We start from the raw sequence: 12,403 nt of genomic DNA on the forward strand, positions 1-12,403 counted from the left end.
ATTAGCCCTTCTTGTTTTGTTCACGATACATTCTCGTGTAAATCTTGCCATTCGCCAACAATTCTTCGTGCGTTCCTTTTTCTACAATAACGCCCTTGTCCAACACGTAAATGCAATCCACATTTTTAATCGTAGACAATCTGTGCGCAATTATAAATGTAGTCCTGTTTTGTTTCAATTTGTCGATTGCATACTGAATCACAGATTCCGTTTGCGTGTCGATGTTTGCCGTCGCCTCGTCCAATATCAAAATCTTCGGATTGGTGATGTAACTTCTCGCAAATGCTATAAGCTGCTTTTCACCAGCAGAGAAACTTGCGCCATTGTCCTTGACTTCTTCATCAAGACCATTTCTGAAATCTATCAACCTGTCAGCACCGATATCCCTCAACGCATTCTCAACTTCTTCATCTGTAAAATCCTTGTCGAGCCTGATGTTACTCCTAACATCTCCCATAAAAAGCACAGGATCTTGTGGCACCAAGGAAATATTCTTCCTTATAGAATCCACGCTGTAGTCGTTGAAGTTCTTGCTGTCGATTTTGATTACACCTCGTTGTGGCTTATAAAATCCTAAAAGCAAATTGATTATTGTAGTCTTGCCACTTCCAGTAAACCCTACGAATGCAACACTTTCTCCGCTTTTTATATCAAGCGACAAATCTTTAAGCACAGGTTCGTTTTCAATATACGAGAAATCAACATTTTCAAACTTAACATCACCCTTGATGTCGCCGATTTCTCGTTCCGGAAATTCCTCGACCTCAGTATCCAATAATTCAAACACATGCTCTGCTGCACTGAACGATTGCTCCAATGAGCCCATTCTTTCCACGCAGTTACTGATGTACAAGAAAGTCCTCGAAGTGTATTCCATCGTCAAATACATGCTCCCCAACTTTACATCAGTATTTCCAGTCAAAACATTGTACGCGTAAATTCCAAGTATCGTAATCGTCGCAAAATTTCTGAGAAGCTGCGACACATTATAGCTCATCGTACCGTAAGCCCTCGTCACCATATATCCGTAATCATACACGTTTTTCGCAGAAGTTTCATAATCCTTACTGAAATCATCTTCCAAATTATACGCCTTGATTATCTCGATATTATTGATAGTCTCGTTGATTTTCGCATTCTCTTCGCTAATGTATTTTCTCATATTTGTAAATGCAAAGCGTGATTTTTGCAAAAATTTCTTAAAAATATAAAACATAATTGGAAAAAATAGGCACACAATAATCCCGATTTTCGTGTCAGTTATAAGCACCATCGCAATCATAAAAATACTCACGATTACGCTTACCATAAGCTGTGCCAACACCATTTGGTAGAAACTCTTCACAGTTTTCGTGTCGTTTGTAATCCTGCTGACAACTTTTCCCGCCGGTAAATTATCGTAAAAAGATATCGGCATTTTTTGAATGTGATCGTACACATCCATCTGCATTCTGCGTGCGATTTTGTTCGCAGTTTTCTCCAAATACACCGTTGAATTGTACTTCCACAGTGAATCCACGAAGAAAACCGCCGCATACAAGCACAACACCAACGCTAATTTTCTAATATTGTATACAAGTTTTTCTCCTGTAAGTAAATTGTTGATGATATACGCCAATATAATCGGCCCGATAATCTCGAATATCGTCATCAACACCGTAAACAACATCCCTATCGTCAAGTTTTTCTTCTCGTTTAGGGAGTATTTTATTATTCTATTCGTCACACTCTTTCTCATAAGCACTCTCCACTGTCTGTCTCAAATATTGCTCCTTGTACCAACCATCTTGTTTCATCAAAGAGTCGTGAGTCCCTCTTTCAACTATTCTGCCGTTTTCAAGAACGATAATCTCATCTGCATCCTTCACCTGGCTAATCCTGTGAGTCGCGATGATATTCGTCTTGCTGGAGCGAATTTTTCTGAAATTATCCAAAATATTCTTCTCCGTCGTTCCGTCCACAGCACTCATGCAATCGTCCATAATCAAAATATCCGGATTCTTTATCAAAGCCCTCGACAACGCAATCCTTTGTTTCTGACCGCCCGACAAACTAATTCCCTTTTCTCCACACAACGTATCCGTTCCATTCACAAGCTTATCCAAATCCTTCTCAAAATCGCTCATTCGTATAGCTTCCATCAATTCTTCATCCGTTGCATCCTTGTTTGTAAGCTTGATATTTTCGCCAATAGTCTTCGAAAAAATCATGTGATTTTGTGGAACATAACCCATTCTTTCTCTGACTGATTCGATAGTATAATCGGTCAAGTTTTTGTCATTCAGAAATATTTCTCCATCTTCTACATCGTAAAATCTAAGAAATTGCTTCAACAAAGTAGTCTTGCCGCTTCCAGTTTTTCCCAAAACTCCCAAAGTTTTTCCAGGTGTAATTAAGAAATTGATATCACTGAGAACATTCTCCTTCGAAGTCGGATACTTGAACGACAAATTCCTAAACTCAATCGTAGGATTTTCCTTCAAATCAACAGCATCAGGTTTATTCACAATGTCTTCCTTGTAATCCCACACCTCTTGAATCCTGTCCATACTCGCATCGGCTTGCTTCTTCACACTGATGAAATCGCCCATGCCAATCATCGGCCAAATCAACAAATTCAAATAAAACATAAAACTCATCAGTCTTCCCACAGTAATGCTTCCTGTTCGTATCAAATAAGTTCCATAAGAAATCGCCAACACATAAGTCATAACCTCTATCGGCTTTTGGATTGGGCCATACCATGCGATTAACTTTGCAGTCGCCATGTTTTTTTCATACAAATCATCCGCCCTATCTTGGAACTTCTTTCTTTGAAAATCCTTCAAATTATTTGCACGAACCACACGCACACCACTTACAGTCTCCAAAGTCTGATCGTTCATCTTATCGAACGATTTTTGCGACTCATCAAAAGTCGTATTCAATTTGTTGCCAATTTTGTTGCTCACCACAACCAAAATCGGAAGTGGAAGCACACTTAATAAAGTTAACCTGAAATCTGTCGTCACAATCATCACGATAACTATCAAAATAGGATAAAAAGTCGAATCGAATAAACTCATCAAACCATATCCCGCAAAATCTCCCAAAGCGTACGGATCATTTGTAGCCTTCCCCATCAAAGACCCCGTGGAATTCTTCTCGAAAAACTCCGGCGATTGTTTCAAATATTTGTCGTACAACCTTGTAGTCACCAAATACCTAATCGTGTCATCGCCCCTAAACACATTCAAATTCCACACAACGCTAACCACATAACACAGAACACTTGCAACCAAGCAAATTCCCAAATTAATCTTCAAATTTTCAACTGTCACATTCTTGTTAAAAATATTGTCCGCCACATTACCAATCATGTACGGCAAAACCAACTTGAAAGCATAATCAAAAATAAGTGCGATAATTGCGATTATGTAGCTTTTCTTGTAGTAATCAATAAACCACTTATACCTTTTTAACATACTTACTCCTTTACTTTTGCAATAAAAAATAGGGCTCATAAAGAGCCCCAAATAGCAAATTCTATTTTTGCAATAATTTAATGATGTGTTCTCTGAAATCTTCTCCGTCCATAGTAACAGCACCTGTGCCACCAAAAATATCCACAGATACCTTGAAGAAGTTCACAACTAATTTGTCTCCCAAATCATAGTGTTCTTCAATATGACCTGGAACGAAAATCAATTCCTTCTTGTCTGTTTCAACATCATCAAGGTTCAAATGTTTGATAGGGTCAACCATGGCTTCAACCACACCCATATCTTCCATCATCCACATGTTGTTGTTCCAGAATCTTTTTTCTTCAGGACTTCCACCATTCAAAAGCTCTTTGTTTGTAATAGATGATAAAACTCTTCTAACAGCTTCCTCATCAAATTTGTCATTGTATATTAATTTCATTTCGTCTCTATTAGCCACATCAATGATAAAAGATTCAGCAACCTTTTGACCTTCTGACGCTGATTGCCAGAAATATAGCATCATTTCAACTACTTCATTATTAATTTTAATGTTCATTATTCAGACCTCCTTCTCTCTAAAAATTCTCTATATTAAATATTATACAACTAACAAAAACTTTTTCCAACAAAATTTTCAAATTTTATCATATTTTCCAATAATTCTACAAATTTTCTTTTTTCAAATCCGCATACACCTTCATCGTATCATCATATCCAAGCTTCAAACCGTATCGCATCTTTTCCTTTTCAAACTCCAAAACTTTTGGAAAATCTCTGTCCCACGTTTTAATAATCGTGTATTTTGGATTTTTCTTCAACTTATTCGTCAACAAATACGGCTTCAACGATACAAGAACAATCTCATCACACACATCATCAATCATCTTGTACGGATTATTCTCCATATATCCACCATCAATCAACCTCTTACCGTCCAATTTTTCTTGCTTAAACACCAGCAAATTAGAACTTGCACGCAAATAATCTCGTAAGTGACCTTGTGGAATATCGTCAATAAACAAATTCAAAACCCTTCTTTGTTCCACATCAACAGTATTAAGACCGAACTTCATCCTAGATTCACGGACTCTTTTCTCATCAATATATTCGCTCAACAACTCATTCAAAGGCTCCACCCCGAAACCCTTGTTATCAAAAAAATCCTTCGCCAAGTTCAGCTTATCCCTTGCATTTTCTAAGCAAAGCCTCTCCTTCATTATAGAATTGACATCATTGTCCTTTACGCTAATCACATCATCGTAAGTCAAATTCTCCCACAATTTATACGCAATCTCCCAATCTCCCTGACAAATCATAGCCCCATTGATAGCTCCAATCGAAGTTCCTACGATATAATCAAAGTCAATTCCCATTTCCACCAACGCCTTGTAAGCGCCAATCTGATAGCAGCCCCTCGCTCCGCCGCCTTCCAACACTAACCCTCTCATAAAAACCCCCTTCTTAATATGATTATATCATCAACCAACCCCACAATGTGTGATATAATTTTTCGTGAAAGGAATACACATGTACACACTACTACTAATATCTGCGATACTTTTAATAATCGCAGCCACAGACAACTTCATAAGCATGTTCACAGCGACAAGCACCGTTTTGTTCGCAATTAGTGTCATCGGACTAATATTTGCACCAAATTCTAATGTAATCTTGAACATAATCATAGCGATCAACCTAATCACAAATTTATTTATCCTTGCGATAATATCATACAGACTCTACCAAAAAGCAAAAGTCAAAGCCAACATCGCACTTCACTTATCGGCAAGTTTACTATACATCGCAATGATAGCAATAAACCTGTTCAAAATATTTGACCTTTACAAATACATAATAGGAATGAATTTGTATCTCAGCTTGATTGTACTGTCACACCTACTCGGAAACCTCATCATCAAATATCAAAAAATCGCCACAGATTTTGACTACATCATAGTCCTTGGAGGATCCATGAAAGGAATCGAACTCTCTGAGCTCATCAAACAAAGAATGCTCACATCATTCGCCTACTACAGAACCAATAAAAGCATTATGATATTTTCCGGCGGCAAATCCAACGGAGACATCGAAGAATCCGTAGCCATGAAAAACTTCGCCGTCCAAAACAACATCCAGGACACAGATATTTTATTGGAAAAACTTGCCATGAACACAATGCAAAACATAGAATACGTAAAAACACTCATACAACAGCAAGATGCAGAACACGACAGAAAAAAAGTCTGCGTCATCACCAACAACTTCCACGCATTCAGAACCAAACTCATCTGCAACAAAATGAAAGTCAATTGGACAGTAATACCCGCAGAATCTAACCTCAATTCCAAAATCAACACCTACCTAATAGAATTATTAGCCGCAATCTACCTAGACATCGTACTTCACATCATAATGCTTGTCATCATCACCATAATAATAGGCATCTTAATATAATCGTAGATATTTTGTAGACATTCTCCTGATTGGAAAATCGAAATAGTGGTATAATATATGTAAAGAAATCGGAGGAGGATTTTATGAAAAACATTAAAAAATTTGGATTATTACTTGCATTAATCGCTTCAGTATCGCTATCAAGCTGCAGCAGCGAACAATCATTAACTAAACCTGATACAACAACATCAACAGCTGAAGACAGCAAAAAAGATACAGCAGCCGACACACAAGAAAACAAAAAAGAAGACAAAGAAAACAAAGAAGACAAAAAACCAGAAGAAACAACAGAAGCTACAGAAAAAGGCGAAACAAAAAAAGACAACCAACAAGAACTTACAGATGATGAAAAAGCAACACTAGATGAATTTGTAGAAAGATTAGAAAAATACGAAAACGGAACAGCAGGCGCATCACTAAAAATGGATAGACTATTCACAGAAATGGTCAACAGATGCACATCATTAGAAACAAAACCAGAAAAATCACAAGAATATCTAATCAAAAAAGTATCCCAAGTCAAAGACACTGAAAACTTCAAACAATCAGTAAAAGGACTAAAAGATACCATAGAATACTACAAATCAAACAAACAACAATACATCCAAGAACTAAAAGACAGTGGCGCAACATGGGATCCACAAATCAAACTAGAATCCTTGGAAAATGTAGTAAACAAATTACAATAGAAATGATGAAAGAAGCTGCAAAATGACCTGAACCCGTAAACACGGAATAATTTATTAATATTTTAAGCGGAATGTAATCTGTACATAACAGGGGACATTCCGTTTAATTTTGTTTTAATTCTATCTTCATTGTACCATTTAATATATTTTTCTATCTCACTTATCAAATGATCATAACTAGTAAAATCCTCTCCATAATACATTTCTTGTTTTAATATTCCAAAGAAGTTCTCCATTGGAGAATTGTCTAGACAATTCCCTTTTCTTGACATACTTTGCCTAATATTCATTTTTTCTAGTTTTTTAGTCCAAGAACTGTGTTGATAATGAAATCCTTGGTCTGAGTGTATAGTTAAATCTTTAATGTCTTTATTTTCTTCTAATGCTTTTTCTAACATTGTATTTGTTAATCCTATTGTTGGGTGATTACTTAACGTATAGCTAATTATTTCGCTGTTGTATAGGTCTAATATTGGTGATAGGTAAAGTTTTTCTTCTTGTCCTTTAATTCTAAATTCTGTTACATCTGTTAGCCATAATTGATTTGGCTTAGTAGCTGTAAACTGTCTTTTTACAATATTATCTGCTACTTTACCTATTTGTCCCTTGTATGATGAGTATTTTCTTGATCTATTTTTAAATTTAGTACATAGCAAGGATTCTTCTCTCATTATTCTTAAGACTTTTTTATGATTGATATTAAATCCTTTATTTTTTAATACCATAGTTACTCTTCTATAGCCATATCTACCTTTTGACACTTCTATTATTGTTTTAATTTCATCTTTAACTTCCTTGTCTTTATCTACTGGATTTTCTAGTTTTATTTTCCATTCATAGTATGATGATTTTGGTAATTTAGCTATTTTTAGCCATTCACTTACTTTACTTTGTGGATTTTCTTTTAGAAGTTTGAGGATTATCTTTGTCTTTTCCTTGCTTCTGCTTCCTCTTCCAGTAGCAAGGCTCGTAGCTTTTTTTCGTATATTATCTTCATTTTGAGAAGTCTATTTTCTTCCCTTAACCTTATTAATTCTTCTTTTTCGGTTTCGTTTATTGGAGTGTTAAGTTTAGACTTATTATTTGTTTTGGTCATGTCTTTTTTAGGCCTTTCTCTTTTATCTTCTAGCCCAGAAAGACCATGTTCTTGATAAGTTTTCTCCCATCTGCATACCATAGATTCATTTACAAGGTCGAAGTGCTCTACAGTCTCTCTAAGCGAAGTATTATTGATTTGCCTATATTGTATTACAGATAACTTAAATTCACTAGTGTAATTATTATTTTTTAACTTTTTAGATAAGTTATCAAATCCTCCAGATTTGTATTTATTTATCCAGTTCCGCATGGTTGAATATGGAATATCATATTTTTTAGCCACACTTTTATGACCCCCTGTTTTTCCTGATAAATATTCTAGTACTAATTTTATTTTAAATTCTTTTGTGTATTTTGGCATACAAAAACCCCTCCATCCGTATTCCGGATTTTGGGGTTCAGGTCAAAACAGCTTCTTTTTTTGTGAGAATAAAAACCTCTTCAAAATATGCAAAGAAGAAAACTACTATTGCCCAAATATCTAGCTTACGAAAATAAACAAATCCTAAGCTCATAAACCTAAAATCTCAAGTGCGAGCTTCGCTCTGGCACGAGTGAGATTTCTTAACGGTTTATTTCGCATGGATTTATACTTATTTTCTCCAGATGATATTCTACAGCAATTGTAGTAATCTGCTTTTTTTCTCATTTAAAGATATGGTTTCTTATGTTAAAAATATAAATTTTAGGTTTAATTTATCCTAAATCGTGGTATAATTCTAATAGGAGGTATAATCATGAAAATTAACACAAAAAATCTTGTATCAATCACAGAAGCAAACCAAAACTTCTCTAAAGTAGCACGACTAGTAGATGAACAAGGATCTGCTGTCATACTAAAAAACAACAACCCAAAATATGTACTAATAGAATATTCTGAATTTGAAAATGTAAAAATAGCCGATGATGAAGATATACTTTCAATTTCAAGACGTATAATGAATCAAAACAAAGAAGCTTATGAGGAACTTGCTAAATGATAAGTTTAACAAAAAGACAAGTTATAATGCTTCACAAATCATTAATAGAACAGTTTGGAGGAGAACGGGGAGTAAGGGATGAAAATCTACTGGATTTATCCTTGAACTCTCCGTTTCAAACATTTGGCGGCGAAGATTTATATAAAGGAAATATTAATAAAATTGTCCATTTAGGGTTTTCGCTAATAAAAAATCATCCTTTTATTGACGGAAATAAAAGAATAGGAACACACGTTATGCTAGTTTTGTTAGAAATTAATGGATATTCCTTGAAATACTGCCAAAAAGAACTAATCGAAATTATTATGTCTGTTTCCGCGTCAGAAAAAACAGAAAAAGATTTATTAGAGTGGACTAGAAATCATATCCTATAAAAGCCTTGAAACTTCTCAATTTTTACGTAATTTCTGTAATCGTTTAAAATATAGTATATAAATAGAAAACCTACCTTTATACGAATTCTATCACACAATTTCCAGCGAAAACCATAAGTTTATCCATAAATTTCTTTAGAATAAAAGGCTTTAACTAAGCGAGTCATCTGGAAAAAATTGTGAAAACTCAATCGCAGAAATCCGGCTAAAATTTGACCGCGTAAGCGAAGCGTGCTTCAAATTTTAGGATTTCGAGATTAGAGGCTTTCCAATTTTTGGAAGCCAGACGATGCGTGTTAAACCTTTTATTCTGGTACGCGACAAAGTAAATCCAGCAATCAATCGCTTGTAAAAAACTACGATCATACGAATTCTTTTACTCCTCTATATCCTCAATATCATACCTATCCAAATCCTCATAAACATACGACTGTTGAATACCACGCAAATAAATACCCCTGTCATCAACCTTATCCGTCAAAGCATTCTTTAATAAGTGTTTAATCTCCAAAGAATTCACCGGCGACCTCTCCATAGCTCTCAAATAATCATCCCTGTCCACCATCGTCCAGTCAACACACACATTCAAATTCTTCTTCAACATCAAATCCAGCCAAATCCTAGTCGCACGACCATTCCCTTCCCTGAAAGGATGCGCCACATTCATCTCCACATACTTCTCAATAATCTCATCAAAAGAACCCTCAGGCATCCTCTCAATAATAGCCAAATTACTCTCTAAATACAACAAATTTGTAAACCTGAAATTTCCCTTGGACAAATTCACATCACGAGTCTTACCAGCAAACTCAAAAATATCCTGAAACAAAAACCCGTGAATCTCCTGCAAACCCTTGTAAGTACCGACCTCAAAGTCATTGATAAAACCCTTGTCCCAAAGCTCAATAGCCCTCCTCTTAGACAAAAGCTCCTCATCAATCAACATACCCATCAAACACCATCCCTTCTTATCATTATTTTATGTAAATTCTTACTTATTTTCCAAACGTGTCGAATTTCATACGGTTATAATTTTTATTTTCTTTTATATAAGCGAAGCGTGCTTCAAATTTTAGGATTTCGAGATTAGAGTTTGCCAATTTTTGGAAGCCAGAGGAGCGAAGTTAAACCTTTTATTCTGGTATGAAACAGAGTAATTCCAGCAATCAATCGCCTGTCAAACACAACCCTACACACGAATTCTCTACAGTAACTCTAACAACTTCCCCCTCACTCAAAACCTACCTTCACACGAATTCTCTAATACCTCACCTAACAAACTCATACCTCAACACGCCCTCTTTCCCTGGCTCCAATTCCTCAACAACCTTCCCTTGGTAAAACACATAAGCGCCACCCTTCGCCCTGTCGTCCTCATCCACGAACGAATTCACAAACAACACCGGCATTGGCACAAGCTGCGATTGTTTCTTGTAGTCCCCAAACTCATTCTTAAACCAGTCCTTCACCGAAAAATCGACAAACACAGGCCACAACAAAATATCAGAGTCAATCATAGAAATATAAGTATACAAATTCTCATCCCAGAAATCACCGCAAATCAACGTAGAAAAACTCACGCCATCCATCTTGTACAAATACAACTTATCGCCTTCCCTGTAATCGCTGCAAGCAGAAGGCTCCTTCCAACCAGGACTCATTCTCCTGTAATTGTTCAAAATCTCACCACGTTTCGTCACAGTCATCTGCGAAGAATAAAAAGCACCATGATCATTCTCAATATATCCGAACGAAATCGCAACCTCATTCTCCCTCGCAATCCTACGAATCTCCGCAATCTCATTCGAATTTTGCGTCACAGGAACACCGACATCATCCTTGTACACGAAACTCAAACACTCAAACCCTTGCAAGAAACTCTCCCCAAATACACACAAGTCAGCTCCATTTTCAGCTTCCTCTCTCGCATATTTCTCAATCTGCTTCATATTAAATACCTTATCATTCAAACGCTGCTCCACAGCACACAAACTAATCTTCATTACTCAAAAAACTCCTTTGCATAACTAAGCTCTCCACGAGTCTTGAAACCATCCTCGCATCTCGCCATGAAATAATCATCCTCAACATAAAAAGGACACAAAATCCCGTAGTCCCTCGCCCTCGTGAAACCAAACCTCGTGAACACACTAGGCTCACCCATCACGCAGACAAATTTCACCCCGCGACTCATAACATCATCGACAGCATTTCCCACAAGCAAATCCACATTATCATCACTCAAATGCTCATAGTCAATGTAGAAAATCGACAGCAATAACCCATCGAACTTCCTCACACGACATTTCGTGAACATCACAAGCCCACAAATCACATCTTCATCTTCCAATACAAAAGTACAATCCTCACAGAAACTCTCCGATTTCACAATATCCTCAAACAACCTACAATCGCTCTTCTCAGAAAAACTATACTTCATATCAGAATCTCTCAACAAATCACAACATCTGTCATAATCATCTGCATTATATAATCTATATCTCATAAATCCCTCTTTTTCATCATTCGTTACATCAATTATATCCTAATTCGCACACTTTTGCCATTTGTATCATCGCATCACAAACATTTTCACAAACTCATAAAATAACCACAATTAAAGAATAAAATTTCATTAACATAAAAAGGAGGAATCAATGCAACAAACTAATAAAAGATACACAATAGGCGAAGAAATCTTCAACTCCGTCACACATGGAGTGGGAGTTCTAATAGCAATAGCGTTCATGGTATTGTTAATCATAAAATCACAAGGCAACCCTCCACTCATAATTGCAAACATAATCTACGGAGTAAGCCTAATGCTGATGTTCCTATTCTCCACACTATATCACGCCATCACCAACACCAAAGCAAAAAAAGTCCTCAGATATTTTGACCACTCTGCAATATTCATCTGCATAGCTGGAACATTCACACCAATAATAGTCAGAGTGTTACAAGGCGCACAAAGAGTAGGATTTCTCGTAGCCGTTTGGCTTATAGCGCTAGTAGGAATAATCCTCAAAATCACAATATTCAGGAAAAATCTCCAAGAAAAATACAAAAAGCAATCACTCATACTTTACGTAGTAATGGGATGGATGTCCGTTCTACTTATGAAAAAAGTCATCCAAATCTCTGGAATGCTTTCATTCATACTCATATTGTCGGGAGGAATACTCTATTCCATCGGAGTGTACTTCTACGCTAAGAAAAGAAAATACTTCCATTCAATATGGCACATATTCATAATACTAGCATCAGTAGCACAGTTTTTCGGAATATATTTCGGATAAAATTTTCAGTTCAAACAAAAAGGGTAGCACAATAGAAAATCTATT

14 protein-coding genes are annotated in these 12,403 nt (G+C 36.1%); 5 read left to right on the top strand and 9 right to left on the bottom strand.

Annotated features, from left to right (window positions below):
* Window position 1: 1 nt before the first annotated feature.
* The 4 genes from ACU68W_RS02185 to ACU68W_RS02200 all read right to left on the bottom strand — a co-directional run bounded on the left by ACU68W_RS02185 (window position 2) and on the right by ACU68W_RS02200 (window position 4,912).
* The gene (locus ACU68W_RS02185) at window positions 2-1,738 is read right to left on the bottom strand and encodes an ABC transporter ATP-binding protein (RefSeq protein WP_446756031.1); all 1,737 of its coding nucleotides are present in this window, start codon (window positions 1,736-1,738) and stop codon (window positions 2-4) included.
* Window positions 1,716-3,464: an ABC transporter ATP-binding protein gene (locus ACU68W_RS02190; RefSeq protein ID WP_446756032.1), complete on the bottom strand. Its 1,749-nt coding sequence runs from the start codon at window positions 3,462-3,464 to the stop codon at window positions 1,716-1,718. The genes ACU68W_RS02185 and ACU68W_RS02190 overlap by 23 nt, the downstream gene beginning before the upstream one ends.
* Before the next feature lie 61 nt (window positions 3,465-3,525).
* Window positions 3,526-4,020 carry a TDE2712 family protein gene (locus tag ACU68W_RS02195; RefSeq protein WP_294685572.1) on the bottom strand — a complete coding sequence of 165 codons (495 nt, stop codon included), beginning with the start codon at window positions 4,018-4,020 and terminating at the stop codon, window positions 3,526-3,528.
* A gap of 106 nt (window positions 4,021-4,126) precedes the next feature.
* Window positions 4,127-4,912 carry a patatin-like phospholipase family protein gene (locus tag ACU68W_RS02200; protein WP_446756033.1) on the bottom strand — a complete coding sequence of 262 codons (786 nt, stop codon included), beginning with the start codon at window positions 4,910-4,912 and terminating at the stop codon, window positions 4,127-4,129.
* Between the two features lie 79 nt (window positions 4,913-4,991).
* Here ACU68W_RS02200 and ACU68W_RS02205 point away from each other — a divergent pair, with 79 nt between their 5' ends.
* Window positions 4,992-5,918, top strand: a complete 927-nt coding sequence (locus ACU68W_RS02205; protein ID WP_446756034.1) for a YdcF family protein — start codon at window positions 4,992-4,994, stop codon at window positions 5,916-5,918.
* An 83-nt stretch (window positions 5,919-6,001) separates the two neighbouring features.
* Window positions 6,002-6,607 (top strand): hypothetical protein, encoded by a 606-nt coding sequence (locus tag ACU68W_RS02210; RefSeq protein WP_446756035.1) that lies wholly within the window; start codon window positions 6,002-6,004, stop codon window positions 6,605-6,607.
* A gap of 62 nt (window positions 6,608-6,669) precedes the next feature.
* Here the strand turns inward: ACU68W_RS02210 and ACU68W_RS02215 are convergent, their stop codons facing one another.
* A complete protein-coding gene (locus ACU68W_RS02215; RefSeq protein ID WP_146001973.1) occupies window positions 6,670-7,593 on the bottom strand; it encodes an IS3 family transposase in 924 nt (307 codons plus the stop codon).
* Entirely contained in the window at window positions 7,527-8,066 is a 540-nt protein-coding gene (locus ACU68W_RS02220) for a helix-turn-helix domain-containing protein (protein ID WP_002834810.1), read from the bottom strand. Before ACU68W_RS02220 ends, ACU68W_RS02215 begins: the two co-directional genes overlap by 67 nt.
* 376 nt (window positions 8,067-8,442) lie before the next feature.
* On the opposite strand from ACU68W_RS02220, the gene ACU68W_RS02225 reads away from it, so the two are divergent.
* A complete protein-coding gene (locus ACU68W_RS02225) occupies window positions 8,443-8,685 on the top strand; it encodes a type II toxin-antitoxin system Phd/YefM family antitoxin (RefSeq protein ID WP_094202444.1) in 243 nt (80 codons plus the stop codon).
* Window positions 8,682-9,059 (top strand): type II toxin-antitoxin system death-on-curing family toxin, encoded by a 378-nt coding sequence (locus tag ACU68W_RS02230; protein WP_094202443.1) that lies wholly within the window; start codon window positions 8,682-8,684, stop codon window positions 9,057-9,059. Before ACU68W_RS02225 ends, ACU68W_RS02230 begins: the two co-directional genes overlap by 4 nt.
* A 376-nt stretch (window positions 9,060-9,435) precedes the next feature.
* Here the strand turns inward: ACU68W_RS02230 and fic are convergent, their stop codons facing one another.
* From fic to ACU68W_RS02245, 3 genes are all read right to left on the bottom strand, one after another.
* Window positions 9,436-10,011, bottom strand: a complete 576-nt coding sequence (gene fic / locus ACU68W_RS02235; RefSeq protein ID WP_446756036.1) for a protein adenylyltransferase Fic — start codon at window positions 10,009-10,011, stop codon at window positions 9,436-9,438.
* A gap of 316 nt (window positions 10,012-10,327) precedes the next feature.
* Window positions 10,328-11,062 carry a carbon-nitrogen hydrolase family protein gene (locus tag ACU68W_RS02240; protein WP_446756037.1) on the bottom strand — a complete coding sequence of 245 codons (735 nt, stop codon included), beginning with the start codon at window positions 11,060-11,062 and terminating at the stop codon, window positions 10,328-10,330.
* On the bottom strand, window positions 11,062-11,565 hold the full coding sequence (locus ACU68W_RS02245; RefSeq protein WP_446756038.1) for a GNAT family N-acetyltransferase: 504 nt from the start codon (window positions 11,563-11,565) through the stop codon (window positions 11,062-11,064). The genes ACU68W_RS02240 and ACU68W_RS02245 overlap by 1 nt, the downstream gene beginning before the upstream one ends.
* Before the next feature lie 151 nt (window positions 11,566-11,716).
* Between ACU68W_RS02245 and trhA the strand changes: the two genes are divergently transcribed.
* Entirely contained in the window at window positions 11,717-12,358 is a 642-nt protein-coding gene (trhA, locus tag ACU68W_RS02250) for a PAQR family membrane homeostasis protein TrhA (protein ID WP_446756039.1), read from the top strand.
* The last annotated feature ends 45 nt before the right edge of the window (window positions 12,359-12,403 follow it).

Source organism: Finegoldia sp. P2-F-LR (assembly GCF_052932265.1).

Excerpts from the sequence above, each read along its gene's own strand:
- ACU68W_RS02205 (WP_446756034.1), top strand. The coding sequence starts at position 4,992 with ATGTACACACTACTACTAATATCTGCGATACTTTTAATAATCGCAGCC.
- ACU68W_RS02240 (WP_446756037.1), bottom strand. The coding sequence starts at position 11,062 with ATGAAGATTAGTTTGTGTGCTGTGGAGCAGCGTTTGAATGATAAGGTA.
- ACU68W_RS02185 (WP_446756031.1), bottom strand. The coding sequence starts at position 1,738 with ATGAGAAAGAGTGTGACGAATAGAATAATAAAATACTCCCTAAACGAG.
- ACU68W_RS02190 (WP_446756032.1), bottom strand. The coding sequence starts at position 3,464 with ATGTTAAAAAGGTATAAGTGGTTTATTGATTACTACAAGAAAAGCTAC.
- ACU68W_RS02195 (WP_294685572.1), bottom strand. The coding sequence starts at position 4,020 with ATGAACATTAAAATTAATAATGAAGTAGTTGAAATGATGCTATATTTC.
- ACU68W_RS02225 (WP_094202444.1), top strand. The coding sequence starts at position 8,443 with ATGAAAATTAACACAAAAAATCTTGTATCAATCACAGAAGCAAACCAA.
- ACU68W_RS02210 (WP_446756035.1), top strand. The coding sequence starts at position 6,002 with ATGAAAAACATTAAAAAATTTGGATTATTACTTGCATTAATCGCTTCA.
- ACU68W_RS02230 (WP_094202443.1), top strand. The coding sequence starts at position 8,682 with ATGATAAGTTTAACAAAAAGACAAGTTATAATGCTTCACAAATCATTA.
- ACU68W_RS02245 (WP_446756038.1), bottom strand. The coding sequence starts at position 11,565 with ATGAGATATAGATTATATAATGCAGATGATTATGACAGATGTTGTGAT.
- ACU68W_RS02220 (WP_002834810.1), bottom strand. The coding sequence starts at position 8,066 with ATGCCAAAATACACAAAAGAATTTAAAATAAAATTAGTACTAGAATAT.
- fic (WP_446756036.1), bottom strand. The coding sequence starts at position 10,011 with ATGGGTATGTTGATTGATGAGGAGCTTTTGTCTAAGAGGAGGGCTATT.
- ACU68W_RS02200 (WP_446756033.1), bottom strand. The coding sequence starts at position 4,912 with ATGAGAGGGTTAGTGTTGGAAGGCGGCGGAGCGAGGGGCTGCTATCAG.
- trhA (WP_446756039.1), top strand. The coding sequence starts at position 11,717 with ATGCAACAAACTAATAAAAGATACACAATAGGCGAAGAAATCTTCAAC.